Raw genomic sequence first — 25,193 nt, forward strand, 5'->3', positions numbered from 1 at the left:
TTCTCGGTTATGTCGGAGCCGGTTTTACGCAACCGGCGCGCGTTTGGATCACCCCGACTGGATCGCGCCGCTTCCGTCACGCCATTTGGGCAGAGGCGGCCCCGTTCAGGAAGCCGGCGACGGTGGTCAGGAATTCCTTGGGCTTGATCGGCTTGGAGACGTGCCCGTTGAAACCGGCGTCGGCCAGCCGCCGCTTGTCGGCGGGGGTGGCGAGGTTGGTCACGGCGACCACCGGCGTGGCTGCCAGCGCCGCGTCGCCGCGAATCTGCTTGATCAGTTCCACGCCGGAAACATTGGGCATGACGATGTCCATGACGACCAGATCCGGCGTGATCTCCCGCATCAGATCCATGACGATGCGCGGATCGTCCGCCTCCACGACGGTGTAGCCGCCCTCTTCCAGGCAGCGAACGAACAGCTTGCGCATCAACACATTGTCCTCGACCACGAGGATGGTTTGCGCCTTTTCCAGCGAATCCATAGTCACGCCGCTTGCCGATTGAGGGAGACCACCGCCCGGCCGGTCGCCGCAATGCGATCCACGCCCAGAGCCATCGTTGAAATTCCTGTACGCCAGATTGGTTATAAATGGGTTATGAATGGATCGACATTTACGTTAATCCGTTGGAAACCGTCAAGTTGACCACATGGCAACTTTTGGTGACCAAGGCCGGCGAATTGACGCATGCGAACGGCCAACCTAAAGATGCCGCCGCACCGCAATCACAATCTGCTCGGGTTTGCAGGGACAGCGCAGGGCGCCGACGGCGGAAAGGCGCTCGGCCGCCTCCTCCTCGGCCCCGGCCTCGACCAGAACCAGAACGGGGATGTGCGACAGATCCGGGTCGCGCAGTTGGGCGGCGCGGAACTCCCACCCGTTCATCACCGGCATCATCAGGTCGAGGACGATCAGATCGGGACGCAGGCCCGAATCGAGCGCGTCCAGCGCCGCCCGCCCGTCCGCTGCCTCCCGCACCTCGAACCCCTCGGCTCGCAGGGCGTCCGCCATTGTGGCCCGCAGCGCGTCGTCGTCCTCGACCACCAGGATCATGTCGGCCATGGCACGCCTCAGCGCGGTTGCTGCTCGGCCATCGACGGGGCGTCGGTCAGCCACCAGGCGTCGAAGGCCAGCGAATAGGGTGGCAGCGTCGCCGGCCGCTTCAGCCGGTTCCAATAGGCCACCCGATACACGCCCGAATACCAGTGCGGCACCACATAGTGGCTCCACAGCAGAACGCGGTCGAGCGCCGACACGGCGGTCTTCAGCTCCTCCTCGGTTCCGGCGCGGATGATTCGGGCGATCAGGCTGTCCACCACCTCGCTACGGATGCCGGCAAGGTTCTGGCTACCCGGCCGGTTCGCCGCGTCGGAACCCCAGAAATCCGCCTGCTCGTTGCCCGGCGACAGCGACTGCCCCCAGACGTGAACGACCATGTCGAAGTCGAAATCGCGGATCCGGTTCTGGTACTGCGCCGGGTCAACCGTCCGCACGGTCGCCTGGATGCCCAGCCGCTTCAGGTTCTCGACGAACGGCAGGGTCACGCGCTCGAAGGTCGGGCTGTCCAGCAGGATTTCGAAGGTCAGCGGCCGGCCGGTGGCGGAGAAGACACGCGTCCCGTTGCGCACCTCCGATCCCGCCTCGTCCAGCAGGCGCTTGGCCTCCAGCAGGTTGCGCCGCATGCCGTTCGGCCCTTCGGTGGTCGGGGCGCGGTAGGCCGGGCCGAACACCTCCTCCGGGATCTTGCCGCGCAACGGTTCCAGCAGGGCCAGTTCCCGCCCCTGCGGCGTTCCCTTCGATTGCAGGGGGGAGTTCTCAAAATAGCTTTCGGTGCGCTTGTAGGCCCCATAGAACAGCGTCTGGTTCGTCCATTCGAAGTCGAAGGCATGCGCGATGGCCCAGCGCACCTTCGAATTCTCGAAGATAGGCCGGCGGGTGTTGAAGACGAAGCCCTGCATGCCGGCCGGGACCTCGTTGGGGATTTCCTCCACCGTCACCTTGCCTTCGCGCACCGCGTCGAAGTTGTAGCCGGTGGCCCAGGTCTTGGCGGTCGCCTCCTGGCGGAAGTCGTAGAGCCCGCCGCGAAACGCCTGCAATGCGACGCTTTCGTCGCGGTAATACTCGTAGGTCATGCTGCCGAAGTTGTTCCGGCCGACATTCACCGGCAGATCCTTGCCCCAGTAATCCGCCACCCGCTCGTAGGTGATAGAGCGCCCCGGATCGACGGACGCGATCCGGTAGGGTCCGCTGCCCAGCGGCGGTTCCAGCGTGGTCGCGTCGAATTGCCGGCCCTCCCAGTAATGCTTGGGCAGCACCGGCAGCTGGCCAACGATCATGGGAAGCTCGCGGTTGTCGCCGGGCTTGAAGGTGAAGCGGACGCGGCGTTCCCCCTCGGCCTCCACCTTGTCCACGGCGGCGTAGTAGCTGCGGTAAAAGGGGTGGCTCCGGGTCAGCGCCTGGAAGGTGAAGACCACGTCGTCGGCGGTCACCGGCCGGCCGTCGTGCCAGCGGGCGGCGTCGTTCAGATCGAAGGCGACCCAGGACCGGTCCTCCGGCACCTCGACGGTGCGGGCGAGCTGCCCGTATTCGGTGAAGGGCTCGTCCGCGGCCCCCGCCATCAGCGTGTCGTAAATGGCCGTCGACCCGGCCGCCGGCACGCCCTTCAGTGTGAAGGGGTTCAGCGTGTCGAAGGAGCCGGTCGCCTGCAAGGTCACCCGCCCGCCCTTCGGCGCGTCCGGGTTGATGTAGTCGAAATGCTTGAAGCCGGGGCCGTATTTCGGCTCGCCGTGGAGCGCCATGCCATGGCGCGGCTCCGCCTTCGCCGGAAGGGCAAGCCCCGCCGCCGCCCCCGCCGCCATCGACGCCATCAGGACACACACGGCGATCCGTCGCATTGCTCCGCCCCTCTCCCGCTCTCGCTTCTCTTCGGCCTTCAACAGATGGGGCATCCGGGTCGGCACGGCGCCTTCTCCTTTCGGAACCTTCAGCCCAGCCGCCGGTTGTCCGTAACGTTATCCCCAAAGGGATTTCCCGCCATGGACCAACCCTACCACCCCATCGACACGCAGCACGTCCTGTTTCTCCTCCGCCAATGGCTGAAGGCCGTGTCGCCGCCCGCCGGGGTCGAATGGTTGGACGATGTGCGCGACTCCCTGAACGAGGGGGCGATGGACGGTGCCTTTTTCGATGCCTTCGCCGCCGTGCCCAAGCGCGTTGGACACGCGCCTCTGAAGCTGGCGCGCGAGGACATGGACGAGGCGCGCAAGGCCCGCAACGGCTGGCACCCGCAGCGCTGGACCGCCGACACGGCGGCGCGGGTCATGCTGCTGCTCAGCTACGACGACAGCGATCCGGCGTCCTACGGCGACATGCTGACCGGCTTGCTGAAGGAAGGGCACGCGGCGACCTCGGCGGCGCTGTACCGCGCGCTGCCGCTGCTGCCCTACCCGGAACGGCACGTAACCTGGGCCACCGCCGCCACCCGGTCCGACCATCGGGATCTGTTCGAAGCGCTGGCCGTCTGCAACCCCTACCCCGCCGAACGCTTCGACGAGGCCGCCTGGAACAGCCTGATCATGAAGGCGGTCTTCCTCGGCGTGCCGCTGATCGAAGTGGAGGGGCTGGAGCGCCGCGCGAACCACGTTCTCGCCCACGAACTGCGCGACTACACCCACCAGCGGGCCGCCGCCGGCCACCCGCCCAGCCCGGCCATATGGCAGGCCATCGGCGTCTACGCCACCGGCCCGCTGCTGGACGACATGGAGCGGATGATCAACTCCAAGGACCCGGCGCAACGGCAGGCGGCCTCCCTCGTGCTGTGCCGCAGCCACGACCCGCGCGCCCTGCGCATCCTGGCCGACCACCACGACCTGCGCGACGCGGTGACCGCCGGGCGGCTGACCTGGGAGGGGGTGGGAACCCGGTCCCTGCGCGCGGCGGGCTGAGGCTGTCCGCCGGCTTGGTTTCCGCTGGCGCGAGGGGCGGCTTGCGGTCATGGTTTCCCCAACCGCGCGAACGCGCGCACCCTAAGGAGGGAGACACAATCCGTGACCGCCGCCTTCACCGTCCACGGCAACTTCAATTCCCAGCCCGCGACCCGCGTGGTGCTGTTCCTCAGCATGGCCGGCGTGCCCTTCGTCTACCGCCATGTGGATCTGCGCGGCCAGCAGCAGAAGACCCCGGAGTATCTCGCCATCAACCGCTTCGGCCGGGTGCCGACGCTGGTACACGGCGACGTCAGCGTGTCCGAATCCGGCGTGATCCTGACCTATCTGGCCGAGAAGACGGGCCAGTTCGGCGGCCGGGACGAGCGGGAGAAGCTGCGGCTTGCCGAATGGCTAAGCTGGCTTGCCGACGTGTTGCTTCCGGTGCAGCGCGCCCGCGCGGTGCGCAAGTTCAACGGCGACGCCAATGCCCTGCCCTGGCTGGACGCCGGGGCGGCCAGCGGCATGGCCCAGTTCGACGATCACCTCGCCAACCACAGCTTCGTCGATGGCGATCGCCTGACCATCGCCGACATCTTTGCCTTCCCCTTGATCGATCTGGTCGATGAGGCGGCCATCGACCTCGGCAAATACCCCAACGTCAAGGCGTGGCACGCCCGCATGCTGGCCCAGCCCGGCGTCAAGCGGCAGTATGAGCTGATGCCCCAGCAGAACGTCGGGTAAGGACAAAGAAAAAGCCCCTCTCCCCGGGTAGGGAGAGGGGCTTCGTCTTCAGGCGCTTACTTCTTGCCGGCGACCGACGAGACGAAGTTGTCGTACGGAATTTCCGCCACGCGGAACCACAGGTTGGTTTCCTCGATGAACGGCTTCCAGCTCTCGTAGACCGTCTTGAAGTTCGGGTTGGTCTTCGCGATCTCCTCGTAATGCTCGAAGGCGATCTTGTGGGCCTGCTCCATCAGGTCGCGCGGGAAGGCGCGCAGGATGGCGCCCTTGCCGACCAGACGCTTCAGGGCCTTGGCGTTCTCCGCGTCGTACCGCGCGGTCATGTAGGTGTTCGCCTCGGCGCAGGCGGCCGTCAGGATCGACTGGTAGGCCTTCGGCAGCTTCTCGTATTCCTGAAGGTTGCAGTAGAGGGAGACCTGCGGGCCGCCCTCCCACCAGCCGGGATAGTAGTAGTACTTGGCGACCTGGACGAAGCCCAGGCGCTCGTCGTCATAGGGGCCGACGAACTCGGTGGCGTCGATGGTGCCCTTCTCCAGCGCCGGGTACACGTCGCTGCCGGCGATCTGGGTCGGGGTGGCGCCCATCTTGGCCATGATCTGGCCGGTGATGCCGGCGATGCGGATCTTCAGGCCCTGGAAGTCGGCGGCCGACTTGATTTCCTTGCGGTACCAGCCGCCCATCTGCACGCCGGTGTTGCCGGCCGGGAACTGGATGACATTGTGGTTCTTCATGAACGCGCGCAACAGATCCAGGCCGCCGGACTGCATCCAGGCGTTCATCTGGCGGGCGTTCGGACCGAAGGGCAGCGCCGTGTCGAAGGCGAAGGTCGGGTCCTTGCCGACGTAGTAATAGCCACAGGTGTGGCCGCACTGGACCGTGCCGTTCTGCACCGCGTCGAGCACCTGGAGGCCCGGCACGATCTCACCCGCGGGATGGACGCGGATGTTGAACTTGCCGTCAGTGCTCTCGGCCACGCGGCGAGCGATCACCTCCGACGCGCCGACCAGGATGTCGGTGCTCTTCGGGAAGCTCGACGCCAGACGCCACTGGATCTCCGGCTGGGACTGGGCAATGGCCGGGGCGGCAACGCCGGCAACCGCCAGACCGGCACCCGCCGACGTCAGGAACGCACGTCTTTTCACGATTCTTCTCCCGTGGACTCGCCTTCCCTTTCGAATCAAACGGCCTCTGGGACCGCTTGTTACGAGGGATTGATTAGGAGTGTAACAAAGCAGTGTTCCAAGGCCAACTCACCGCACAAATCCGCATGACAGGTCTTCGTCATATTACCCGGCCGCCGTGAGCAGCCCCAGGAAGGCCGAAAGCGGCGGCAGCACCAGCGTCCGCCCGTCCGCCGTGACCTCCGGCGCCGCTCCGCCGGGTGCGCGCGGCAGGTCCAGTGCGACAAGACGCGGCTTGCGCTTCAGCGGATATTCCGCCGGCTCGTTGGCGAAGTTGAAGACAGCCAGCAGATGTTCGCCCTCGGCGGTCCGCTGGAAGGCCAGCACGGAGTCCCTGTCCTCCACCGCCTCCACCCCGCCGACGGTCAGGGCGGCGTGGTTGCGGCGCACGCGCAGCGCCTGCCGCCAAATGTCCAGCGGGCTGCCGAGGGTGCGCTCCTGCCGGTCGATGGCAAGCGGAAGATGGGATTCCGGCACTGGCAGCCACGGCTCGCCCGCCGTGGAGAAACCGGCGTTGGCCGCCCCGGCGCGCCAGGGCATGGGCGTACGGCTGCCGTCGCGCCCCTGGAATTCCGGCCAGTAGGTCATGCCGAAGGGGTCGCGCAGTTGGTGGCGCTCCAACTGTGCGTTGGGCAGCGCCAGTTCCTCCCCCTGATACAGACAGATCGTCCCCGGCAACGCGGCGAACAGCGCGGCCAGCAGGGCGTTGAACCGCTCCGGATCGGCGCCGGGCGGCAACCAGCGGCTTGCCGCGCGCTCCACGTCGTGGTTGGAGAAGCTCCAGCAGATCGCGTCGGGCCGGGGCGTGCCGGTCAGCGCGTGGGCGAATCCCTTGGCCGAGAAGGGCTGCTTGGCGAGCGACAGCGTGTAGGCGGCGTGCAGCCCCTGCGGCCCGCAATAACTGGCGATGCGCTGGCCGGCGCCGGGCTGGCTCGACAGTTCGCCCAACAGCACCCGCCCCGGATACCGGTCCACCACCGCGCGCAGCTTGCCCAGCACGTCGCGCACCGAAGGGTGCATCATGTCGTGGAGATGCCGTTGCAACGCGAAGGGCTTCAGCGGCGGTTCCGGCGCCCGCCACACGGCGGCGGGGTTGGAGCGCAGTTCCGGATCGTGCGCGAAGAAGTCCACCGCGTCGATGCGGAAGCCGTCCACCCCACGTTCCAGCCAGAAGGCGGCGGTGTCGCAAACCGCCTGCATCGCCGCCTCGCATCGCAGGTTCAGCGACGGCTGGCTGGCCAGGAAATGGTGCAGATAGTACTGGCGCCGGCGAGGCTCCCAGGTCCAGGCGGCACCGCCGAAGACCGACAGCCAGTTGTTGGGCGGCGTCCCGTCCGGGCGCGGGTCGGCCCAGACGTACCAGTCCGCGAATTCCCCCTCGCGCGAACGGCGGCTTGCCTCGAACCAGGCATGCGAATCGGAGGTGTGGCCGCAGACCAGATCGACGATCACCTTCAGCCCGCGCGTGTAGGCCTTCTGCACGATGTGGTCGAAAGTCGCCAGCCGTCCCATGCGGGGATCGACGTTGCGGTGGTCGGTGATGTCGTAACCGAAATCCTTCAGCGGCGACGGGTAGAAGGGGCTGATCCACACACCGTCCACACCGAGCGACGCGACGTGATCGAGCCCGTCCAGCACGCCGTCCAGATCGCCCCAGCCGTCGCCGTTCCGGTCGAGAAAGCTCAACGGGTAGATCTGGTAAAGGGCCGCGCCGCGCAGCCAGTTCGAACCCTGGGACATGGACACCCTCCGCACCTCACTTGCGCGAAGGGTCCGCATCTACTCCTAACGATCGGTTAGCGGCGCAATATGGTCACGCCGCGCATCAGTCCTTTTTCGGCGGCAGCCGATTCGGCGCGAAGGCCGACAGCCACGGAGCCCAGGCCTGCTGCACCATGGCGCTCCACGCCTGCATCGGCGCCGCCCAAAGCCCCATCATCGGGAACGCCGGCCCGATCATGCCGCGCACAGCGTCGAAGGACGGGGTCGCGGTGATTTGCATGGTGATGATCTCGGCCCCCCGCTCCTTGTCCTCGCGGTGGAGAATCTGAATGTCCAGGTTGGGCAGGGCGGCGGTCAGCTTCGTCTCTTCCATCGTCCGACTCCGTATGGGCACCGCTTCAGGATACGGACTCCGCACCTGCGAAGGAACCCTTCCGAACGTTCAGGCAACCAAAGGGGCGCATCGGCCGTTGTAACGGGAAAACACCGACAGGTTCCCGTCATGGATGGCCCCGTTCCGACCGCCGCCGACATCGACCCGAAGGAGGCCGCCGCCTGCGCCGGTCTGATCTACGTCTCCGACGAGGAGTCGGGCATCAAGCGCCGCCGGGCCGGCAAGGGCTTCACCTACAAATGGCCGGACGGCCGGACGGTCACGGAAGACGACACGCTGGAGCGCATCCGCAAGCTGGCCATCCCGCCCGCCTACCGCGACGTCTGGATCTGTCCGGACCCCGAAGGCCACATCCAGGCCACGGGCCGCGACGACAAGGGCCGCAAGCAGTACCGCTACCACCCGCGCTGGACCGAACTGCGCGAAGGCACCAAGTTCGGCCGCATGCTGGAGTTCTGCCGGGCGCTGCCCCGGATCCGGCAGCGGGTGGACCAGGATCTCTCCCTGCGCGGCCTGCAACGCGACAAGGTGCTGGCGACCGTCGTGCGCCTGCTGGAAACCACTCTGATCCGCGTCGGCAACGAGAGCTACGCCCGCGAGAACCAGAGCTACGGCCTGACCACGCTGCGCGACGACCACGCGGACATCGACGGCTCCGAAATCCGCTTTTCCTTCAAAGGCAAGTCTGGGAAGGAGTGGAACGTCGCCCTGAAGGACCGCCGGCTCGCCCGCGTCGTGCGCGCCTGCCAGGACGTGCCGGGCGAGGAGCTGTTCCAGTATGTGGACGAGGACGGGCAGCGCCGCGCCATCACCTCGGGCGACGTGAACGATTACCTGCGCGCCGCCACCGGCCAGGACTTCACCGCCAAGGACTTCCGCACCTGGGCCGGCACCGTGTTGGCCGCCATGGCGCTGAAGGAGTTCGAGAGCTTCGACACCAAGACCAAGGCCAAGCGCAACGTCACCCGCGCCATCGAGCAGGTCGCCGCGCGGCTCGGCAACACGGCCAGCGTCTGCCGCAAGAGCTACGTGCATCCGGAAATCCTCGACGCCTATCTGGAAGGCGACCTTCTGAACGCCCTCAAGAACGAGGTTGAGACCGAATTGCGCGAGGAACTGGACGGGCTGAACGCCGAGGAGGCGGCGGTGCTGGCCTTCCTGCGCGAACGCCTGGAGCGCGAGAGCCGGTCCCGCGCCGGCGAGGGAGCCCGCAGGCGCAACGCTGCGTGAACGCGCCTGTTCTGGTGGTTAAGCCTGTCGCACCAGGAGAGAACGACCATGGCAAAGACCACCACCGACCACGACGAGATTCGCCATTGGGCCGAGAGCCACGGCGGCAAGCCCGCCGTCGTTCGCAGCACGCACCACCCAGGCACCGGGCAGAAGAAAGGCCGCAAGACCGGCGTCGGCCTGCTGCGCCTGATGTTCCCGAAAGCCCGCCAGTCCGACCACGACGAGCTGGAGGAGATCGGCTGGGACGAGTTCTTCAAGCAGTTCGACGATTCGAAGCTGGCGCTGCTCTATGAGGAAGGCTCCAACTTCAACAAACTGATCGGCCGCGACACCGCCGAAAAGCGCGAGCACGGCGACCACAAGGCCGCAAGGCATTGAGCGTCCGTTGCCCCTCCCTTCCCGAATCGCCGGGGAGGGAGGGGACAAACCCGCCTACCGCGCCACCCGCTCGCCCCAGGGCAGCATGCGGGTCAGCACGCCGTCCTTCAGCACATACTGATGGAACATGGCCGCCGCCGCGTGCAGGCCGGCGACGATCAGGATAAGGTTGCCCAGAACCTCGTGCGCCTCTCCCAGCAGGGCGCCCAGGTCCTTGCTCTCGCTCACCAGGGTGGGAAGCGCAAACAGGCCCCAGACCTCCACAGGGCGGCCCTTGGCCTGGGACATCAGCACGCCGACGAGCGGCACCGCGATCATCAGGCCATAGAGCGCCAGATGCCCGGCCTTGGCGGCAAGCGCCATCAGGGGCGAGGTGCCGCCCGGCAGGGCCGGAGGCGGGCTGATGAAGCGCCAGGCCAGCCGCACCACGACCAGCAGCATCACGGTGGCGCCCACCGACTTGTGAAGGCCCATCAGCGCGGTGCGCTCGGGTCCGCGCGGCATGCCTTCCAGAACCTGGATCAGCAGGAAGGCGGCGATGATCAGCAGAGCCATGGCCCAATGCAGGATCTGCATGGGCAGGTCGTAACGTTGTCCAGCGGGGTTCGACATGGCCGTTCTCCGGTTTGCTTTGGTCATTCTCGCAAACAGGATGGCGGGCCCAACCTGAACCCCGCCTGAACGGACGGTATCAGGCCGCCCCTATCAGGCCAGGGTCGCCTCCACCGTGTCGGCCAGGGCCGGCACCAGTCGGCGCACGGTCAGGCAGACGATGTCGCCCGGCAGCCACTCGCCCCCGGTGTGGGCCTCGACCGCACGCAGGACCAGTTCCGACCGGTCGCGCGCCGACAGGGCGCGGCCCTGGTGCAGCACGGCGGCCAGCCGCTCCTCGCCGAACGGTTCGTGGACGGCGTTGCCCGCCTTCAGCACCATGTCGGTGCACAGGAACAGCGCGTCGTCCTGATCGAGGCGCGTGATCGCCTCGCCGTAGGGAACGCCCTTGCGCACGCCCAGAGCCGGGCCGCCCGCGTCGGCCAGCGATTCCACCGTCCCGTCGGCCAGCACGCGGCAGGGCGCGCGGTTGCCGGCGTTGGAGTGACGCAGCGTGCCGGTCACGCGGTCGTAAATGGCGACGAAGGCGGTGGCAAAGCCGTCGAACGGGCTCTGCCCGCACAGCCGGTCGTTGGCCCCCGCCAGGATGGCCGAGGGCGTCACGCCCGGCCGCGCCAGTTCACGGATCGTGCCGCGCACCATCAGCATCAGGAAGGCCGCCGGCACGCCCCCGCCGGACACGCCGGCCACCACCAGGACGGTCGTGCGCTCGTCCAGCTCGATCACGTCGTAGAAGTCGCCGCTGACGGCCGGGCCGGGGATCAGCGCGCCGAAGAACTGGCTGTCGCGGCCGGTGGGCAGCTGGCGCGGCAGCAGGTTCGCCTGCACGTCGCGGGCGGCGCGCTGCTCCTCCTCGATCAGGGATTCGGCGGCGGCCAGCTTCTCGGTCCGGGTCTCCAGCTCCGCCGTGCGCAGCAGAAGCTGGGCATCCAGCGTCTCCTCGCGGGCGGCGGCCTCCATGGCCATGCCCCGGAAGACGCGGGCGAGACGGCCCATCTCGTCGTTGCGCTCGGTCGCCTCGTTCAGGGTGAAGGGGTTGAAGCGTCCGGCCTCGACCGCCGCGACGGCCTCGCCCAGCCGCTCGATGGGGGCCATCTGGCGGCGCGCGAAGCGGATGGCGCCGGCGATGCCCAGACCCAACACCAGCACGCCCAGCAGTCCGCCGATCTTCAGCTGGCGGCTGAGCGCCTGCGCGGCGTCGGCGGCCGGCAGGCGAACTACGGCAACCCCGGCACCCTGGCCGGCCACGGCCTTGACCGGCGCGAAGGCGACGAGGAAGCCGCCCTCCATCAGCGTGCGCACCTCGCCGGAGGTGGCGACGGCCTTGGCGGCGGTCACGGCGGAATCGGACAGCGGCGCGCCGCCGGCCTCGCCCAGCACCGCACCCCGCGCCAGGATGCGCCCGTCGCGGTCGAGCAGCCACGCCGCCTCGACGGCCTTGGTCGCCAGCAGCGCGTCGATCAGACCGTCCACGCCGGCCTTCTTGGCGATCTCGCCCAGCTTACGCACGTCGGCGCCGACCTGGACGATGCGCGGCTTGTCCACGCCGGCCACCCCGGCGAACTTCATCAGCTTGCCGCCCTCCATGGCGGCGTCGGTCACCACCTTCTCCGGCGCGCGGTTCAGCAGGCCGTAATAGGGCGCCTGTTTCGGCTGCGCCTTGGGGTCCTGCCCGAAGGTGATGTCGGGACCGGGCAGGTTGTGCAGATAGGCGCGGCCCCGGTTGTCGGTGATCCAGAACTCGTCCGGCCCGCCGGATTCGGCGATGGCCTTCAGCTTGTCGGTGACCGCCCTGACGGGCGTCTTGGGGCCCTCCAGCAGCGAGACGAGATGCGCGGTCAGCACCGCCTCGGACAGCAGGCGTTCACCCAGCAGGGCTTCCACGTCGCGCGGGACCTCGCGCGCCTGCACCGCCGAGCGGGCGAGCAGCGTCGCCGCCATGCGGCCGTCCGCCTCGACGCGCGACACCAGCGACGCCTGGGACGTCCAGGCCAGAGCCCCGGTGATCGCCAGCACCGCCAGAGTCACCAGCCCGGTGACGAGCAGGATCAAACGCCCTTGAAAGGTCATGGAGGAGACCCGCCTTTTCAAAAAATCCGACAGACCGCTTCTACCGGTGCCGGGGGCGGGAGTCCAGAATAGGACTATCCGAAAGCTGTAACCTTCAGTACCAGTACCCGCTGAACCGCGCCCGTGGCCGCCGCACGGCCTGTGGGAAGGCCAGATGCAGCGGCAGTGCGTCCAGGTTGGGCAGCACCGGCGGCGGCGTGCGCAACTCCATCAGGCGGCGCACGCGCTCCTCCGTTTCCGGATGGCTGCGCAGCAGCGAGGGCACGTTCCGCGCCCGCCGCCGGCTGGGGAACAGAATCCCCTCCCACGGGCTGTGCTGAAGGCTTTCGATGCGGGCGAGCGCGGAGGCAAGTCCCTCCGGATCGCCGGTCAGGTGGGCGCCGTCCAGATCGGCGTCGAACTCCCGCGTGCGGGACAGGGCCAGCTGCATCAGCGCCCCGATGGTCGGCGCGGCCATCAGCAACAGGACGAGCGTCCAGGGCACCGCCTCCTGCTGCATCACCAGCAGCGGCAGGTTCAGGATCAGCAGAACCATGCCGAACAGCGACATCAGGCGGGTCAGGTTCGCCACGGTGTCGGCCAGCCCCATGACCGCCAGATCGTTGTTGCGGATGTGGCTGATCTCATGCGCCAGAACGCCGGCCAACTCGCGCAGGGACAGCGCCCGGACCAGCCCGTCGGTCACTGCGATGGCCGCGTTGGTCCGGCTGCCGACGGCGAAGGCGTTCAGCGCTGGACTGGCGACATACCACAGCTCCGGCGGGTTCGGCAGGCCGGCCCGGCGGGAGATCGCCCCGACCGCCTCGAACAGGCGCGGGGCGTCGGCGTAGCCCAGGCGCCGCGCCCCGAACATGCCGAGGATCATGCGCGGCGACACGCGCGGGCTGAAGGCGAGGCTGGCGGTACCGCCGATCATCGCCCACGCCACCCCCTCCGGGCCCGCCAGGATCCAACCGCACAGCGCCAGAAGCGCGACCATGCCGGCGAGCAGCAGCAGCGAATGCAGGAGGTTGCCGATCTTGTGGCGGCGCCGCACCTCGGCAACCGCCCGGTCGGTGGACACATGGGCCATGGGGCACGTTCCGCCGCGAGTGGTGAAGGAGTGACATCCTACATGTTGGGTCGCACCCCCTCCCCGTCAGCCCTCCCCCCTCGGCTCAGACGCCCTGCGCGGCGCATCGGTGCCGCCATCTTGATTCGGAAACGCCGCGTGAACACATGCTCGCCAGACGTGCCGAATCTTCTCGTGCCAAGCCCACGGTCATTACCATGAGCAGCCCGTACGAAATCCTCGGAGTGTCCTCCACCGCCTCGGATGATGAGATCCGGAAGGCGTATCGCAAGCTTGCGAAGAAATACCACCCCGACCTCAATCCCGGCAAAGCGGAGGCGGAGCAGCGCTTCAAGGACATCAGCGCTGCCTACTCCCTGCTGTCCGATCCGGAGAAACGCGCCCGTTTCGACCGGGGCGAGATCGACGCCACCGGGCAGGAACGCCCGCAGCGCCAATATTACCGCGATTTCGCCGAGGGGCCGGGCGGCGCCCGCTACGCCCACGCGGAGGGATTCGCCACCGACGATCTGGAGCACATCTTCTCCGACCTGTTCGGCGGGCGCGGCTTCGGCGGCTTCGCGCGTGGCGGCGGAGGGGGCGGTGGCCCGGTGCCCATGAAGGGTGGCAATCTCAGCCTGACGCTGACCGTGGACTTCGTCGCGGCGGCCAAGGGCGGCAAGCGCCGCGTCACCATGCCGGACGGCCGGACGCTGGACATCGACCTGCCGGCGGGGCTGGAGGACGGCGGCACCATCCGCCTGAAGGGCCAGGGCCTGCCCGGAGCGGCCGGCGGCCCGCCCGGCGACGCGCTCATCACCGTCAAGATCATTCCGCACCCTTGGTTCCGGCGCGAGGGCGACGACGTGCATCTCGACCTGCCAGTGACGCTGGCGGAAGCGGTGCTGGGCGGCAAGGTGCGTGTCCCGACCATCGACGGGCCGGTGATGCTGACGGTGCCCCCGAACGCGAACAACGGCACGCGCCTGCGGTTGAAGGGCAAGGGCATCCCGGATCCGCAGAAGGGCACGCGCGGCGACCAGTATGCGACGCTGCGCATCGCCCTGCCGGAGACGCCCGATCTGGCGCTTGCTGAGTTCGTCCGCAACTGGTCGCCGGATTACAACCCGCGCCGGGCCATGGAGGACGCATGACATGCCGCTGCGAACCGAGGAGGTGCTGGCAAGCTGCCGGCGCGTCAACGCCGCCGAACTGACGCTGTGGGTGGAGCGGCACTGGGTCCGGCCGCAGCACGAATCCGGCGGGCTGGCCTTCAGCGACGCCGATATGGCGCGGCTGGAACTGATCTGCGACCTGCGCCAGGATCTGGCCCTCGACGACGAGGCGATGCCGGTCGTGCTGTCTTTGCTGGATAGCGTTTACGGCCTGCGGCGGCGTCTGCGCGTCCTCGCCGAGGCGATCGGCCAGCTTCCACCCGAAGCGCGCGATCTGTTGCGCGAGGAATTGCGGAAACTGGAGGAGGAGTAGTTCAGTGCGGGAGGCCGAAGGCCCGGCCGCTGATGGCGATGTCGTGGTTGAAGCCCTCGGCGACGCGGTCGTTGCCGCCGGACAGCAGGCACAGCGTGACGTTGATGGCGGATAGGATGGCTTGGTCGATCTGCTCGGGTTCAGCGTTGTAGCGCTTGATGGCGTTAAGAGCGCGGGTAACCGAGGCGGCCATGACGCGAACTCCGTTGGTGCCGTTTTGGCTGGGGATTTCGATGACGGCATGCTGCCGCTTCCCCCGCCCCTTCCGCTGTGCGCCGAACCACACCGGCGTCGAAAAACCCATCACCGCGGATGCACGACTCCTAAGCCCCGATCTCTTAACCGGCAGTAAACGACGCCCCCTGCCCCGCCGGTATACCCCATTGTTGAAAACACTGACCTTACGCACGCAAAGAAAAAGGCCAAGCCGAGGCTTGGCCTTTTCCTCAATGGCTGAGGTCGTGCTTATTTGACTTGCGGCAGCCGCTCGAATTGGTGGTAGGGCGGCGGCGAACTCAGCGTCCATTCCAGCGTCGTGGCGCCGGGACCCCAATAGTTCGCGCCGACCCGCGCGCCATAACGGATGGTCCAGATCGCCGTGATGATAAAGATGATGTGCCCGGTGAAGGACACGTAGGATCCCAGCGACGAGACTAGGTTCCAGCCGGCGTAGGCGTCCGGATAGTCCGGGATGCGGCGCGGCATGCCGGCGGTGCCCAAGAAATGCTGTGGGAAGAAGGTCAGGTTGGCGCCGATGAAGGTCAGCCAGAAATGCACCTTGCCCCAGAATTCCGGGTACTGGCGGCCCGACATCTTGCCGATCCAGTAATACCAGCCGGCGAAGATCGAGAAGACCGCGCCCAGCGACAGCACGTAATGGAAATGCGCCACCACGAAATACGTGTCGTGCAGCGCCTTGTCCAAGCCGCCGTTGGCCAGCACCACGCCCGACACGCCGCCGACCGTGAACAGGAAGATCAGGCCGAGCGCGAACAGCATCGGCGTCTTGAACTCCAGCGAACCGCCCCACATGGTGGCGATCCAGGAGAAGATCTTAACACCGGTCGGCACCGCGATGATCATGGTCGCGGCGGTGAAGTAGGCCCGCGTATCGACGTCCAGGCCGACCGTGTACATGTGGTGCGCCCAGACGACGAAGCCGACGACCCCGATGGCGACCATCGCGTAGGCCATGCCCAGATAGCCGAAGATCGGCTTCTTGGAGAAGGTGGAGACCACCTGGCTGATGATGCCGAACCCCGGCAGGATCATGATGTAGACTTCGGGGTGGCCGAAGAACCAGAACAGATGCTGGAACAGCACCGGATCGCCGCCGCCCTCCGGATTGAAGAAGGTGGTGCCGAAGTTGCGGTCGGTCAGCAGCATGGTGATGGCGCCGCCCAGCACCGGCACGGCCAGCAGCAGCAGGAAGGCGGTGACCAGCATCGACCAGACGAACAGCGGCATCTTGTGCAGCGTCATGCCGGGGGCGCGCATGTTGAAGATCGTCGTGATGAAGTTCACCGCGCCCAAAATCGACGACGCACCCGCCAGATGCAGCGAGAAGATCGCCATGTCCACCGACGGCCCCGGATGGGATGTGCTGCTGGACAGCGGCGGGTAGACGGTCCAGCCCGTCCCCGCCCCCAAGCCGACGAAGACGGACGAGAAGAGCAGAAGCAGCGCCGGCACCAGCAGCCAGAAGCTGATGTTGTTCAGCCTTGGAAAGGCCATGTCCGGTGCGCCGATCATGATCGGCACGAACCAGTTGCCGAAGCCGCCGATCAGCGCCGGCATGACCACGAAGAACACCATGATCAGGCCGTGCGCGGTGAGGACGACGTTCCACATCTGCCCGTCGCTGACCACACCCAGGCCGGGGCTCTGCAACTCCGCCCGGATGATGGCGGAGAAGGCCAGCCCGGCGAAGCCCGCCACCACCGCGAAGATCAGGTAGAGCGTGCCGATGTCCTTGTGGTTGGTCGAGAACAGCCAGCGCTGAACGAAGGCCGGCTTGTGGTCGTGGTGCGCGTCGTGCCCGGTGAGTTCTTGGGAATCGGCCATCGCGGACCTCGCTCTGTCATCGGCGTTGCTACAGCTATCGGCGTTTCTAAGGTTGCGGAGCGGTGGCGACCTCGGTCGGCGGAACGGCGTCGCTCCCGGCGAACTGTTTCCTGGCCTGCTCCACCCACTGGGCGAAGCGTTCCTTCGACACGGCCTCGATCGCGATGGGCATGTAGCCGTGGCCGGTCCCGCAAATCTCCGAGCACTGGCCGTAGTAGACGCCTTCCTTCTCGATCTTGACCCAGGATTCGTGCAGGCGGCCGGGCACGCCGTCCTCCTTCAGGCCGAAGGCGGGCAGCCCGAAAGAATGGATGACGTCGCCGGCCGTCACCAGCAGGCGGACGGTGGTGTCCACCGGCAGGACCACGCGGTTGTCCACCTCCAGCAGCCGGCGCTGGCCGGGCTTGATCTGGTCCTCGGGGATCATGATGGAGGAGAAGGTGAAGTTGCCGTGGTCGGGATATTCATAGTCCCAGTACCATTGGCGGCCGGTGATCTTCAGCGTCATGTCCGCTTCGCGCACATGGTCGCCGAAATACAGCAGGCGGAAGGACGGCACGGCGATCACCACCAGGATGATCACCGGCACGACGGTCCAGACCACCTCGATCAACGTGTTGTGCGAGGTGCGCGAGGGCACCGGATTCTTGCGGGCGTTGAAGCGCACCACCACGATGGCGATCAGGGCCAGCACCAGCACGCAGATGGCGACCATGATCCAGACCAGCAGGTGGTGAAACCAGTCCATCATCTGCATGACCGGCGAGGCTGGGGTCTGGTGCCAAATCTGCCAGGGGTGCGGCTCGCCCAGCACGGGCAGAGCGGTGGCCGGCGGTTCCTGTCCCGGCGGCGTGGCGGTGCCGGGCTGCTGCGCCCAGGCGCCGGATGCGAAGGTTATCAGGGCAACGACCAGCGCGGCCCAGACTCTCTTGGTCCCAGCCATCTTTCCCCCCTCGCCCCAGAAGCCGCGCGGATCTGCGCTTTGGATCTGTGCTTTGGATCTGCGCTTTACTGGGCTGAACAGGCGGGAGCGGGGAAAGTTCACCGATCCGCTACAGCTCGCCATCCTCATTTCGAAGGCGGCGGTGAATGGCGCTGACGGCGACGGCCGCCTGCCCCATGGCGACGGCGATCTGGTTCAGCCCGTCCACCACGTCGCCGGCGGCGTAGAGCCCCTCCATGCCCGTCTGCTGGTGCTTGTCCACGACCAGCCGCCCGTCCGGGCTGGTCCGCACGCCGAGCCCCTTCACCGGGTCCGTGCGCGGCACCGTGCCGAGCGCCGAATAGAGCGTGTCGAAGGTCAGCCGCTCGCCCGACGCCGTGGTCAGGGCGGCGATCCGCCCGGCCTCCGAATGGACCTCGACCACTGGCTCCTCCACCGCGCGGATGCCGGCCTCGGCCATGCGGCGCGCGTCGGACTCCTCCAGATTCATGGGTTCACCCAGCGTCAGAAGGGTGACGTCGCGGGAATAGGTGCGCAGGAACAGCGCCTCCCCCAGCGCGTCGGTGCCGTGGCCGATGACGCCGATGCGGTGGTCGATCACCTCGAACCCGTCGCAGATCGGGCAATGGCGGATCAGCCCGCGCTGCACCGCCTGATAGAGGTTCGGCAATTCCGGTTCGAGGTCGATCACGCCGCTCGCCGCCAGCACGGTGCGGGCGCGCATCGCGCGGCCGTCCTCCGTGCGGACGGTGAAGCCGCCCTCGTCCCGCTCCACCGACGCGACCGTTCCGGATTCGATCCGCGACCCGTAGCGTTCGGCCTGGGCGCGCATGCGCGCAAGCAGGTCGTTTCCGCTCACCCCGTCCGGAAAGCCGGCGTGGTTGTGCGACAGCGGGATCCAGGAGGCGCGGCTCGCCCCGGCGTCGATCACCACGAAGCGGCGGCGGAAGCGCGCCAGATAGATGGCCGCGGTCAGTCCGGCCGGGCCGCCGCCGACGACCAGGGCGTCGAGGGTGTCAGCGCTCATGATGCCCAAGACCACGGTCGCCTTGTCGGCGGGCGACCAAAGCAAGGCAGCGGCGCACCGCCTCCAGCTCGCGCAGGTTGGCGGCGAATCCGATCATCAGGAAACCGGCGTAGATGCTGGCAAAGACCACGGCGACGGCCAGCACCACCCGCCATGGCCCGTCGAAGGGCGACTGGACCAGCAGCAGAACCCCCGCCAGCCCGCCGCCCGCAAACGCCCCGATCCCCAGCATGTCCAGCAGGCGCGGCACGCCGCCGGCTGGTTGGCCGGCCGGTCTGGAGGCTGTTCGAGTCGTGCTGTGCTGCGGGTCGGGTACGGCCACCATGCGTCCGGGTTCCCACGCTTGTTCCCTGTTGCTGGAACAGGCGCGGTGAGAGTGGGTTCCGCAGGGCAAGCGTCCTTTCGCCGCGCCTCGGCCATCTTGACGATGATAAAGACCCAAGGCAGCGTGAGGGCATACTTATTTATGCCGTGAGTTGCGCCATGACCACGCTCCATCCGGAAAATCCGGGCAGTGCCATCGTGCCGGATCCGGATATCCTGGATACCGAGCCGATGATCCGCAATTTCGGCAGCCTTGGCTCCATGGTCGCCAACCTTTACGCGCTCTTCCTCCAGAACGAGCAGGATCTTTCGCACACGCTGCGCGACCGGCTTGACGGCGGCGACCTGCAAGGCGCCCGCATGGCCGCGCACGCCGCCGCCGGTGCGGCCCGCACGGCCGGTGCGCGGCGGGTCGCCTGCCTGTGTTCCGCCATCGAGGAGGCTATTCTGCGCGGCGATGCGGAAGAAGCGCGCGTGGACGCCGCCGGTCTCGACGGGGCTCTCGCCGATGTTCGTTCCATGATCGCTCGGATTTGAGATAACATACCTCAGTATTCGCGACGGGTGTCATACGGCGAGTCCTGGGGAGAATCTTGGTGTACAAATCCTATTCCCTGCTGGTCGTGGAAGACGAGGTGGTCACCCGCAGCGTGTCCGTGCGACTGCTGCGCCAACTCGGCGTCGGAAAGGTCACCGAGGCGTCGGACGGGGCCGAAGCCCTGGCCCGCTGCGACCGCGCCGCCTTCGACGCCATTCTGTGCGACGTGGACATGGAGCCGATGGACGGCCTTGCCTTCATCGAGGCGCTGCGCGGGCGTGAGCAGGCACTCAGCCGGAACGCGCCGGTCATCATGCTGACCAAGCACAACAACGCCGACGTGGTGCTCTCCGCCCGCCGGTTCGGCGCGGCCGCCTATCTGGTGAAGCCGGTCACGCCGGAAGGGTTGCGGGAAAAGCTGAACCGCGCGCTTGGCACGCCGTGAACCTCAAGTCATAAACGAACCTTGACCGCGACATTATTCTTTTCGTAACCACGGCGGCGGTAGAACAAAACAAGGAAGGCCGCCGACCGTGGAGGACACCACATGGCGATGAACGTTCTGGAAGTCGCGATTTACGCGATGGTGCTGACCGCCTCGCAGCCGCGCCCCTATGAATGCGTCGCCGTGAAGCCGGAAGGCGTCAACTGCACCAACGGCCTCGCCGCCAAGGAAGAGAACGCCAGCGTGCTGGCCTACAACACCGGCGTTCAGGTCATCAAGGATGCGCAGGGGCGCGTGCGCCTGTCGAACGGCCTCAGCACCCATTTCGACTCCTCGGCCTGGGTGGCGTTCAAGGATTCCGCCGGCCAGACCAAAGTCAGTGTGCGCAAGACGGGCCCGTTCCGCTTCAAGTTCTCCAACGGCTTCACCTGCGAAGCCATGGGGCCGGAGCAGGACATGGCCCGCTGCTTCAAGCCCTAGCCCACCTTAGCGGCGTATGCCGCGCTGGGCCATTTCGTCCTCAAGGGCGCGGCGTTCGCGCTGCATCTGGCGCTGTTCATCGACGATCCGGTCGTAGCGGTCCTGCAACTCCCGGTCGGAGTAACGGCGGTATTCGCTGTTCCCGCTGCGCCGGTCGTCACGGGACGATCCTTCGTAACGGCGGTCGTCACGCACCTGATTGTCGCGGTCGCGCGCGTCGTCCGGATAGGAATTGGGATTGACCGCCCGGTTCAACGTATCGAGCGCGCCGCCCCAGCCCTGCCCCTGGTTCTGCTGCGCCATCGCGATCGGCGACAGGGCGAGAACCGAACCGAAGGCCAAGGCGGCCAAACGCATTCCACGCATGAAAACACTCCCCATGAAACGTTTCGGTTTCCCGGACAACCGGTGGGAGCGGGGGATGTTGCGCCGGAAGCCGCCCTTTTCTCAGCCCAGCCGCGCGCGGTCGTGCGGCGATTCCAGGTCCAGCGCCGGACCCTTCGGCACGATACCGGTCGGGTTGATCATGGTGTGGCTGGCGTAATAGTGGCGCTTGATGTGCTCGAAATTCACCGTTCCGGCGACGCCGGGCACTTGGTACAGGTCGCGCAGATAGCCGGACAGGTTCGGGTAGTCGGCGATCCGCCGCAGGTTGCACTTGAAGTGCCCGACATAGACCGCGTCGAACCGCACCAGCGTGGTGAACAGCCGCCAATCCGCCTCGGTCAGCCGGTTGCCGACCAGATAGCGCTGCGTGGCAAGCCGTGTGTCCAACCCATCCAGCGCGTCGAACAGGGCGTCGAAGGCCTGCTCGTACTTCTCCTGGCTCGTCGCGAAGCCGGCCTTGTAGACGCCGTTGTTGATGCGGTCGTAGACGAAGGCGTTGACGCGGTCGATCTCCTCCGCGAGGTCCGCCGGGTAAAAGTCCAGCGAGGCGTCGCCGAACTCATCGAACTCGCTGTTCAGAATGCGGATGATCTCGGCGGATTCGTTGTTCACGATGGTGCCGGTCTTCTTGTCCCACAGCACCGGCACGGTGACACGGCCGGTGTAGTCGGGCTTCGCCTTCGCGTAGACCTCGTAAAGGCGGGTCGAACCGGTGACCGGATCCGGTTCGGCGAAGGTCCAGCCCTCCTTACCCATCAGCGGATCGACCACGCTGACGCCGATGACGCCTTCCAGCCGTTTCAGCGCACGCATGATCAGCGTGCGGTGCGCCCAGGGGCAGGCCAGCGACACGAACAGGTGATAACGCCCGGCCTCGGGCCGGTAGGGCGTCGATCCGTCGGCCTTCACCCACTGGCGGAACTGCGTCTCCGGCCGCACAAACGCACCGCCGGTGGATTTGGTGTCGTACCACTGGTCTTGCCAGCGTCCTTCGATCAGCAGGCCCATTTCAACTCCCCTCCCCCCTCATCTCTGCCCCAGCGCATGTGGGACAGAGAGGAGGGTCATGTTACCCGTGCAGCTTTTGGGCGATTTCCGCGACGTGGCGGCCCTGGAAGCGCGCGCCGTCCAACTCGACCGCGCTCGGCTGGCGGGAGCCGTCGCCGCCCGCGATGGTGCTGGCGCCGTAGGGCGTGTTGCCCATCACCTCGTCCACGCCCATCTGGCCCTGGAACGAGTACGGCAGTCCGACGATGACCATGCCTTGGTGCAGCAGAACGATGTGCGTGCTGAGGATCGTGCTCTCCTGCCCGCCGTGCTGCGTGGCGGAGGAGGAGAAGACGCTGCCGACCTTCCCCACCAACGCGCCCTTGACCCACAAGGCACCGGTCTGGTCGAGAAAGTTCTTCATCTGGCCCGGCATGTTGCCGTAGCGGGTCGGCACGCCGAAGATGATCGCATCGTAATCGGCCAATTCGTTCGGCGTGGCGACGGGGATGTTCGGCTCGTCGACGAAGTGCGACTTCTGCCGGACCTCTTCCGGCACCAGTTCCGGCACCTTCTTGACCGTCACCTCGGTGCCCGGCACGGAGCGCGCGCCGTCGGCAGCCGCCTGCGCCATTTTCGAGATGTGTCCGTAGCTGCTGTAGTAGAGCACCAGAACCTTGGCCATCTCAGAACTCCCTGTGGGTTTTTCGGTCCAACAGAGATAGCGCCGCGTCGGGGAAACGGTAATCCAGGGCGCTGGCACTTCATTGTTCCCGGGTGTACAACAATGGTATGGATCGCCTCGACGACATGCTCGCCTTCATCAAGGTGGTGGACAGCAAGAGCTTCACCGCCGCGGCGGAGCGTCTGAACCTGTCCAAGTCCGTGGTCTCCCGCCGCATCGCGGAGCTGGAGAACCGCCTCGGCGCCCGCCTGCTGAACCGCACGACGCGCAAGCTGAGCCTGACGGAGGTCGGGCAGGCCTATTACGACCGCTGCACCCGCATCCTCGCCGACCTGGAAGAGGCGGAACAGGCGGTCGCCGACCTGCACGCGGCGCCGCGCGGGCGCTTGCGCGTCAACGCGCCGGTGTCGTTCGGGATTCTGCACCTCGCCCCGGCGGTGGCGGAGTTCCTGGAACGCTACCCGTCCATCGAGATCGAGATGGACCTGAACGACCGCTACGTGGACCTGATCGACGAAGGCTATGATCTGGCGGTGCGCATCGGCCGGCTGCGCGACAGCTCTCTGATCGCCAAGCGCCTCGCCCCCAACCGGCAGGTCGTCTGCGCCAGCCCGGCCTATCTGGAAAAGCACGGCACGCCGCAAACGCCGGAAGAGCTGTCCAACCACAACTGCCTGATCTACACCAACGTCCCGACCGCCGAGCAATGGCAGTTCCGCGTCGGCGACCAGACGCGGAACGTGCGGGTTTCCGGCTCGCTGCGCGCCAACAACGGCGATCTTCTGCGGGAAGCGGCCATCGCCGGCGTCGGCATCATCGTGATGCCAACCTTCCTGTGCGGCGACGCGCTTGCCAAGGGCGAGTTGCAGTGTCTGCTGCTGGACTATTACGCGACGGAATCGAACGTCTACGCGGTCTACCCGCAGAACCGCCACCTGTCGCCCAAGGTGCGGGCCTTCGTGGATTTCCTGGCCGAACGCTTCGGCCCGAAGCCCTATTGGGATTGCGCGCTGCTGAAGCTGGAAGCGGCCCGAGGCGTTATTCCGACAGCGTCAGCGTCGTAGGTTGGGCCAGGCGCAGCGCAGCCCAACCTACAAACTCACTCCTTCGAGGAGGGGCGGCGGCGGGCGCGGAGGTTGAGGGCGTTGAGGAAGCTGGTCGGCTGGCCCGGCTGGGCGGGGCCGACCCTCTTGGGCGCGGTGGACAGGAAGCCGCCGACGCGGGCGCGCAGTTCCACGGCGTCATGCGCGGCGTGGTCGGCGTCCTCGGCCACCTTGCGGCGCACCTCGGGATCCAGCGTGTTGAAGGCGCGGGTCGCGAATTCGAAAGCCGGCTGCGACTTGGTGGCGATCACCTGGCGCAGCGCCTTGGACACCAGGACCGTATCGAGCCCCCCCGGACCGTCCACGCCGTCCAGAACATCGGCGAGAATGCCGATGGCCTGAAGGGTCCGGTTGTCATCGAGAGAGATGTGCTCCAGGCCGTCCATGCGTCCGCTTCCGGTGTCTTCGGCGACGACTTACGGCTCCAACCGCGCCTCGCCCCAATTGCTGGTACGATTAAGCATAGTCTGACCAACCGGCTGTGGCAATGCACACCGTACCGCCAGCGCGTCAGCGCGCGCGGTTCACCATCGCCACACCGGCCACCGCCATCGCCATGCCGACCAGCGCCAGGGCGCCCAGCCGCTCGTCGAACATCGCCCAGGCGATCACCGCCGTCACCGGCGGGACGAGGTAGAACAGGCTCGCCACCCGCGCCGCCGCGCCGCGCCGGATCAGCGCGAACAGCAGGAAAATCGCCCCGACCGACAGCACGAAGCTCAGCCACAGCAGCGCGAAGACGAACTCCCCGGTCCATTGGACCTGCATCGTTTCGAACATCGGGGCAAGCACCGCCAGCACCGCCGCCGTCACCGCGTACTGGATCGCGGCACCGCTGCGCAGGTCCATGGCCGTGCCGTGACGCTTCTGGTACAGCGTGCCGAGCGTGATGCCCAGCAGCGCGGCGCCCGCCAGCCCCATCCCCATCAGGTTGGCCGAATCGAAGCTGATTTTCTCGCTCACGACGAGCGCCACGCCGGCCAGTCCCAGCAGCAGGCCACCCCACTGCCGCGCCGTCACCCGCTCGCCCAGCAGCGGGCCGGACAGCGCCGCCGTCAGCAGGGGTTGCAGCCCGACGATCAGCGAGGTGACGCCGGCCGGCATGCCCTTGGCAATGGCGCAGAACACGCCCGACAGATAGACGCCGTGCACCAGCAGTCCGGCCAGGGCAATCCGCCCAGCCTCCGCCCAAGTCTTCGGCCAGGGCGCGCGGGTGACCAGGGCGACCACGCCCAGCACCGCCGCGACCAGAGCCAGCCGCACCAGCAGGAAGGTCAGCGGCTCGGCGTAGGGAAGCCCGTACTTCGCGCCGATGAAGCCGGTGCTCCACAACAGCACGAAGACGCCGGGCATCAGGCGCACCCAGTCGGGACGCCCACCCGTGGCGGCGGTCGCTTGCACGGTCATCGGACCTTT

Annotated in this window: 29 protein-coding genes; 10 read left to right on the forward strand and 19 right to left on the reverse strand. The window is 67.2% G+C overall.

What is annotated here, in order from left to right; all coding sequences use genetic code 11:
• Positions 1–76: 76 nt before the first annotated feature.
• From J2852_RS25410 to J2852_RS25420, 3 genes are all read right to left on the reverse strand, one after another.
• Entirely contained in the window at positions 77–481 is a 405-nt protein-coding gene (locus J2852_RS25410) for a response regulator (protein WP_209881172.1), read from the reverse strand.
• Positions 482–700: 219 nt separating this feature from the next.
• A complete protein-coding gene (locus J2852_RS25415; RefSeq protein ID WP_209881066.1) occupies positions 701–1,060 on the reverse strand; it encodes a response regulator in 360 nt (119 codons plus the stop codon).
• Between the two features lie 8 nt (positions 1,061–1,068).
• Positions 1,069–2,892 (reverse strand): extracellular solute-binding protein, encoded by a 1,824-nt coding sequence (locus tag J2852_RS25420; RefSeq protein WP_209881068.1) that lies wholly within the window; start codon positions 2,890–2,892, stop codon positions 1,069–1,071.
• Positions 2,893–3,033: 141 nt separating this feature from the next.
• Here J2852_RS25420 and J2852_RS25425 point away from each other — a divergent pair, with 141 nt between their 5' ends.
• Together J2852_RS25425 and J2852_RS25430 are read left to right on the forward strand one after the other, a co-directional pair.
• On the forward strand, positions 3,034–3,942 hold the full coding sequence (locus tag J2852_RS25425; protein ID WP_209881070.1) for an EboA domain-containing protein: 909 nt from the start codon (positions 3,034–3,036) through the stop codon (positions 3,940–3,942).
• Positions 3,943–4,044: 102 nt separating this feature from the next.
• The gene (locus J2852_RS25430) at positions 4,045–4,665 is read left to right on the forward strand and encodes a glutathione S-transferase family protein (RefSeq protein ID WP_209881073.1); all 621 of its coding nucleotides are present in this window, start codon (positions 4,045–4,047) and stop codon (positions 4,663–4,665) included.
• Positions 4,666–4,721: 56 nt separating this feature from the next.
• Here the strand turns inward: J2852_RS25430 and J2852_RS25435 are convergent, their stop codons facing one another.
• The 3 genes from J2852_RS25435 to J2852_RS25445 all read right to left on the reverse strand — a co-directional run bounded on the left by J2852_RS25435 (position 4,722) and on the right by J2852_RS25445 (position 7,941).
• A complete protein-coding gene (locus J2852_RS25435; RefSeq protein WP_209881075.1) occupies positions 4,722–5,807 on the reverse strand; it encodes a TRAP transporter substrate-binding protein in 1,086 nt (361 codons plus the stop codon).
• A 144-nt stretch (positions 5,808–5,951) separates the two neighbouring features.
• Entirely contained in the window at positions 5,952–7,586 is a 1,635-nt protein-coding gene (locus J2852_RS25440; protein ID WP_209881077.1) for an alpha-amylase family glycosyl hydrolase, read from the reverse strand.
• An 85-nt stretch (positions 7,587–7,671) separates the two neighbouring features.
• Positions 7,672–7,941: a hypothetical protein gene (locus J2852_RS25445; RefSeq protein ID WP_209881079.1), complete on the reverse strand. Its 270-nt coding sequence runs from the start codon at positions 7,939–7,941 to the stop codon at positions 7,672–7,674.
• Between the two features lie 129 nt (positions 7,942–8,070).
• Between J2852_RS25445 and J2852_RS25450 the strand changes: the two genes are divergently transcribed.
• Together J2852_RS25450 and J2852_RS25455 are read left to right on the forward strand one after the other, a co-directional pair.
• Positions 8,071–9,192 carry a DNA topoisomerase IB gene (locus J2852_RS25450; RefSeq protein ID WP_209881081.1) on the forward strand — a complete coding sequence of 374 codons (1,122 nt, stop codon included), beginning with the start codon at positions 8,071–8,073 and terminating at the stop codon, positions 9,190–9,192.
• A gap of 48 nt (positions 9,193–9,240) precedes the next feature.
• Positions 9,241–9,573 carry a hypothetical protein gene (locus J2852_RS25455; protein WP_209881083.1) on the forward strand — a complete coding sequence of 111 codons (333 nt, stop codon included), beginning with the start codon at positions 9,241–9,243 and terminating at the stop codon, positions 9,571–9,573.
• A gap of 54 nt (positions 9,574–9,627) precedes the next feature.
• Here J2852_RS25455 and J2852_RS25460 read toward each other — a convergent pair whose 3' ends face one another.
• From J2852_RS25460 to J2852_RS25470, 3 genes are all read right to left on the reverse strand, one after another.
• Complete coding sequence (locus J2852_RS25460; protein WP_246499978.1) at positions 9,628–10,185, reverse strand: cytochrome b; 558 nt, start codon at positions 10,183–10,185, stop codon at positions 9,628–9,630.
• A gap of 93 nt (positions 10,186–10,278) precedes the next feature.
• On the reverse strand, positions 10,279–12,255 hold the full coding sequence (locus J2852_RS25465) for a PP2C family protein-serine/threonine phosphatase (RefSeq protein ID WP_209881087.1): 1,977 nt from the start codon (positions 12,253–12,255) through the stop codon (positions 10,279–10,281).
• 94 nt (positions 12,256–12,349) lie between these two features.
• Positions 12,350–13,327: a zinc metalloprotease HtpX gene (locus tag J2852_RS25470; protein ID WP_209881089.1), complete on the reverse strand. Its 978-nt coding sequence runs from the start codon at positions 13,325–13,327 to the stop codon at positions 12,350–12,352.
• 197 nt (positions 13,328–13,524) lie between these two features.
• Between J2852_RS25470 and J2852_RS25475 the strand changes: the two genes are divergently transcribed.
• Together J2852_RS25475 and J2852_RS25480 are read left to right on the forward strand one after the other, a co-directional pair.
• Entirely contained in the window at positions 13,525–14,460 is a 936-nt protein-coding gene (locus J2852_RS25475) for a DnaJ C-terminal domain-containing protein (RefSeq protein WP_209881091.1), read from the forward strand.
• A gap of 1 nt (position 14,461) precedes the next feature.
• Positions 14,462–14,794 carry a chaperone modulator CbpM gene (locus tag J2852_RS25480; protein ID WP_209881093.1) on the forward strand — a complete coding sequence of 111 codons (333 nt, stop codon included), beginning with the start codon at positions 14,462–14,464 and terminating at the stop codon, positions 14,792–14,794.
• A 1-nt stretch (position 14,795) separates the two neighbouring features.
• Here J2852_RS25480 and J2852_RS25485 read toward each other — a convergent pair whose 3' ends face one another.
• The 5 genes from J2852_RS25485 to J2852_RS25505 all read right to left on the reverse strand — a co-directional run bounded on the left by J2852_RS25485 (position 14,796) and on the right by J2852_RS25505 (position 19,153).
• Positions 14,796–14,987 carry a hypothetical protein gene (locus J2852_RS25485; RefSeq protein ID WP_209881095.1) on the reverse strand — a complete coding sequence of 64 codons (192 nt, stop codon included), beginning with the start codon at positions 14,985–14,987 and terminating at the stop codon, positions 14,796–14,798.
• A 272-nt stretch (positions 14,988–15,259) separates the two neighbouring features.
• The gene (gene ctaD / locus J2852_RS25490) at positions 15,260–16,858 is read right to left on the reverse strand and encodes a cytochrome c oxidase subunit I (RefSeq protein WP_209881097.1); all 1,599 of its coding nucleotides are present in this window, start codon (positions 16,856–16,858) and stop codon (positions 15,260–15,262) included.
• Between the two features lie 46 nt (positions 16,859–16,904).
• On the reverse strand, positions 16,905–17,801 hold the full coding sequence (coxB, locus tag J2852_RS25495) for a cytochrome c oxidase subunit II (protein ID WP_209881099.1): 897 nt from the start codon (positions 17,799–17,801) through the stop codon (positions 16,905–16,907).
• Positions 17,802–17,910: 109 nt separating this feature from the next.
• Positions 17,911–18,828 carry an NAD(P)/FAD-dependent oxidoreductase gene (locus J2852_RS25500; protein WP_209881101.1) on the reverse strand — a complete coding sequence of 306 codons (918 nt, stop codon included), beginning with the start codon at positions 18,826–18,828 and terminating at the stop codon, positions 17,911–17,913.
• Positions 18,818–19,153, reverse strand: a complete 336-nt coding sequence (locus J2852_RS25505; protein ID WP_209881107.1) for a hypothetical protein — start codon at positions 19,151–19,153, stop codon at positions 18,818–18,820. The genes J2852_RS25500 and J2852_RS25505 overlap by 11 nt, the downstream gene beginning before the upstream one ends.
• A gap of 158 nt (positions 19,154–19,311) precedes the next feature.
• Between J2852_RS25505 and J2852_RS25510 the strand changes: the two genes are divergently transcribed.
• The 3 genes from J2852_RS25510 (at position 19,312) to J2852_RS25520 (ending at position 20,615) form a co-directional block, all read left to right on the forward strand.
• A complete protein-coding gene (locus J2852_RS25510; protein ID WP_209881109.1) occupies positions 19,312–19,689 on the forward strand; it encodes an Hpt domain-containing protein in 378 nt (125 codons plus the stop codon).
• Positions 19,690–19,748: 59 nt separating this feature from the next.
• The gene (locus J2852_RS25515; RefSeq protein WP_343206820.1) at positions 19,749–20,135 is read left to right on the forward strand and encodes a response regulator; all 387 of its coding nucleotides are present in this window, start codon (positions 19,749–19,751) and stop codon (positions 20,133–20,135) included.
• 102 nt (positions 20,136–20,237) lie between these two features.
• Positions 20,238–20,615: a hypothetical protein gene (locus J2852_RS25520; RefSeq protein ID WP_209881111.1), complete on the forward strand. Its 378-nt coding sequence runs from the start codon at positions 20,238–20,240 to the stop codon at positions 20,613–20,615.
• A 6-nt stretch (positions 20,616–20,621) separates the two neighbouring features.
• Here the strand turns inward: J2852_RS25520 and J2852_RS25525 are convergent, their stop codons facing one another.
• The 3 genes from J2852_RS25525 to wrbA form a co-directional block, all read right to left on the reverse strand.
• Complete coding sequence (locus tag J2852_RS25525; RefSeq protein ID WP_209881113.1) at positions 20,622–20,981, reverse strand: hypothetical protein; 360 nt, start codon at positions 20,979–20,981, stop codon at positions 20,622–20,624.
• Positions 20,982–21,062: 81 nt separating this feature from the next.
• Positions 21,063–22,010 (reverse strand): glutathione S-transferase family protein, encoded by a 948-nt coding sequence (locus J2852_RS25530; protein WP_209881115.1) that lies wholly within the window; start codon positions 22,008–22,010, stop codon positions 21,063–21,065.
• Positions 22,011–22,071: 61 nt separating this feature from the next.
• Positions 22,072–22,674 carry an NAD(P)H:quinone oxidoreductase gene (gene wrbA / locus J2852_RS25535; protein WP_209881117.1) on the reverse strand — a complete coding sequence of 201 codons (603 nt, stop codon included), beginning with the start codon at positions 22,672–22,674 and terminating at the stop codon, positions 22,072–22,074.
• A 107-nt stretch (positions 22,675–22,781) separates the two neighbouring features.
• Between wrbA and J2852_RS25540 the strand changes: the two genes are divergently transcribed.
• Positions 22,782–23,738: a LysR family transcriptional regulator gene (locus J2852_RS25540; RefSeq protein ID WP_209881119.1), complete on the forward strand. Its 957-nt coding sequence runs from the start codon at positions 22,782–22,784 to the stop codon at positions 23,736–23,738.
• A 35-nt stretch (positions 23,739–23,773) separates the two neighbouring features.
• Here J2852_RS25540 and J2852_RS25545 read toward each other — a convergent pair whose 3' ends face one another.
• Together J2852_RS25545 and J2852_RS25550 are read right to left on the reverse strand one after the other, a co-directional pair.
• The gene (locus J2852_RS25545; protein WP_209881121.1) at positions 23,774–24,163 is read right to left on the reverse strand and encodes a hypothetical protein; all 390 of its coding nucleotides are present in this window, start codon (positions 24,161–24,163) and stop codon (positions 23,774–23,776) included.
• Positions 24,164–24,287: 124 nt separating this feature from the next.
• Complete coding sequence (locus J2852_RS25550; RefSeq protein WP_209881123.1) at positions 24,288–25,184, reverse strand: DMT family transporter; 897 nt, start codon at positions 25,182–25,184, stop codon at positions 24,288–24,290.
• Positions 25,185–25,193: the final 9 nt, after the last annotated feature.

This window comes from Azospirillum soli, assembly GCF_017876165.1.
Lineage (GTDB): Bacteria > Pseudomonadota > Alphaproteobacteria > Azospirillales > Azospirillaceae > Azospirillum > Azospirillum soli.

Bases quoted from the DNA above. Each gene is read 5' to 3' on its own strand.
- J2852_RS25410 (WP_209881172.1), bottom strand. From the start codon at position 481: ATGGATTCGCTGGAAAAGGCGCAAACCATCCTCGTGGTCGAGGACAAT.
- J2852_RS25415 (WP_209881066.1), bottom strand. From the start codon at position 1,060: ATGGCCGACATGATCCTGGTGGTCGAGGACGACGACGCGCTGCGGGCC.
- J2852_RS25420 (WP_209881068.1), bottom strand. From the start codon at position 2,892: ATGCGACGGATCGCCGTGTGTGTCCTGATGGCGTCGATGGCGGCGGGG.
- J2852_RS25425 (WP_209881070.1), top strand. From the start codon at position 3,034: ATGGACCAACCCTACCACCCCATCGACACGCAGCACGTCCTGTTTCTC.
- J2852_RS25440 (WP_209881077.1), bottom strand. From the start codon at position 7,586: ATGTCCCAGGGTTCGAACTGGCTGCGCGGCGCGGCCCTTTACCAGATC.
- J2852_RS25445 (WP_209881079.1), bottom strand. From the start codon at position 7,941: ATGGAAGAGACGAAGCTGACCGCCGCCCTGCCCAACCTGGACATTCAG.
- J2852_RS25450 (WP_209881081.1), top strand. From the start codon at position 8,071: ATGGATGGCCCCGTTCCGACCGCCGCCGACATCGACCCGAAGGAGGCC.
- J2852_RS25455 (WP_209881083.1), top strand. From the start codon at position 9,241: ATGGCAAAGACCACCACCGACCACGACGAGATTCGCCATTGGGCCGAG.
- J2852_RS25460 (WP_246499978.1), bottom strand. From the start codon at position 10,185: ATGTCGAACCCCGCTGGACAACGTTACGACCTGCCCATGCAGATCCTG.
- J2852_RS25465 (WP_209881087.1), bottom strand. From the start codon at position 12,255: ATGACCTTTCAAGGGCGTTTGATCCTGCTCGTCACCGGGCTGGTGACT.
- J2852_RS25470 (WP_209881089.1), bottom strand. From the start codon at position 13,327: ATGGCCCATGTGTCCACCGACCGGGCGGTTGCCGAGGTGCGGCGCCGC.
- J2852_RS25475 (WP_209881091.1), top strand. From the start codon at position 13,525: ATGAGCAGCCCGTACGAAATCCTCGGAGTGTCCTCCACCGCCTCGGAT.
- J2852_RS25480 (WP_209881093.1), top strand. From the start codon at position 14,462: ATGCCGCTGCGAACCGAGGAGGTGCTGGCAAGCTGCCGGCGCGTCAAC.
- J2852_RS25485 (WP_209881095.1), bottom strand. From the start codon at position 14,987: ATGGCCGCCTCGGTTACCCGCGCTCTTAACGCCATCAAGCGCTACAAC.
- ctaD (WP_209881097.1), bottom strand. From the start codon at position 16,858: ATGGCCGATTCCCAAGAACTCACCGGGCACGACGCGCACCACGACCAC.
- coxB (WP_209881099.1), bottom strand. From the start codon at position 17,801: ATGGCTGGGACCAAGAGAGTCTGGGCCGCGCTGGTCGTTGCCCTGATA.
- J2852_RS25500 (WP_209881101.1), bottom strand. From the start codon at position 18,828: ATGAGCGCTGACACCCTCGACGCCCTGGTCGTCGGCGGCGGCCCGGCC.
- J2852_RS25505 (WP_209881107.1), bottom strand. From the start codon at position 19,153: ATGGTGGCCGTACCCGACCCGCAGCACAGCACGACTCGAACAGCCTCC.
- J2852_RS25510 (WP_209881109.1), top strand. From the start codon at position 19,312: ATGACCACGCTCCATCCGGAAAATCCGGGCAGTGCCATCGTGCCGGAT.
- J2852_RS25520 (WP_209881111.1), top strand. From the start codon at position 20,238: ATGGCGATGAACGTTCTGGAAGTCGCGATTTACGCGATGGTGCTGACC.
- J2852_RS25525 (WP_209881113.1), bottom strand. From the start codon at position 20,981: ATGCGTGGAATGCGTTTGGCCGCCTTGGCCTTCGGTTCGGTTCTCGCC.
- J2852_RS25530 (WP_209881115.1), bottom strand. From the start codon at position 22,010: ATGGGCCTGCTGATCGAAGGACGCTGGCAAGACCAGTGGTACGACACC.
- wrbA (WP_209881117.1), bottom strand. From the start codon at position 22,674: ATGGCCAAGGTTCTGGTGCTCTACTACAGCAGCTACGGACACATCTCG.
- J2852_RS25540 (WP_209881119.1), top strand. From the start codon at position 22,782: ATGGATCGCCTCGACGACATGCTCGCCTTCATCAAGGTGGTGGACAGC.
- J2852_RS25545 (WP_209881121.1), bottom strand. From the start codon at position 24,163: ATGGACGGCCTGGAGCACATCTCTCTCGATGACAACCGGACCCTTCAG.
- J2852_RS25550 (WP_209881123.1), bottom strand. From the start codon at position 25,184: ATGACCGTGCAAGCGACCGCCGCCACGGGTGGGCGTCCCGACTGGGTG.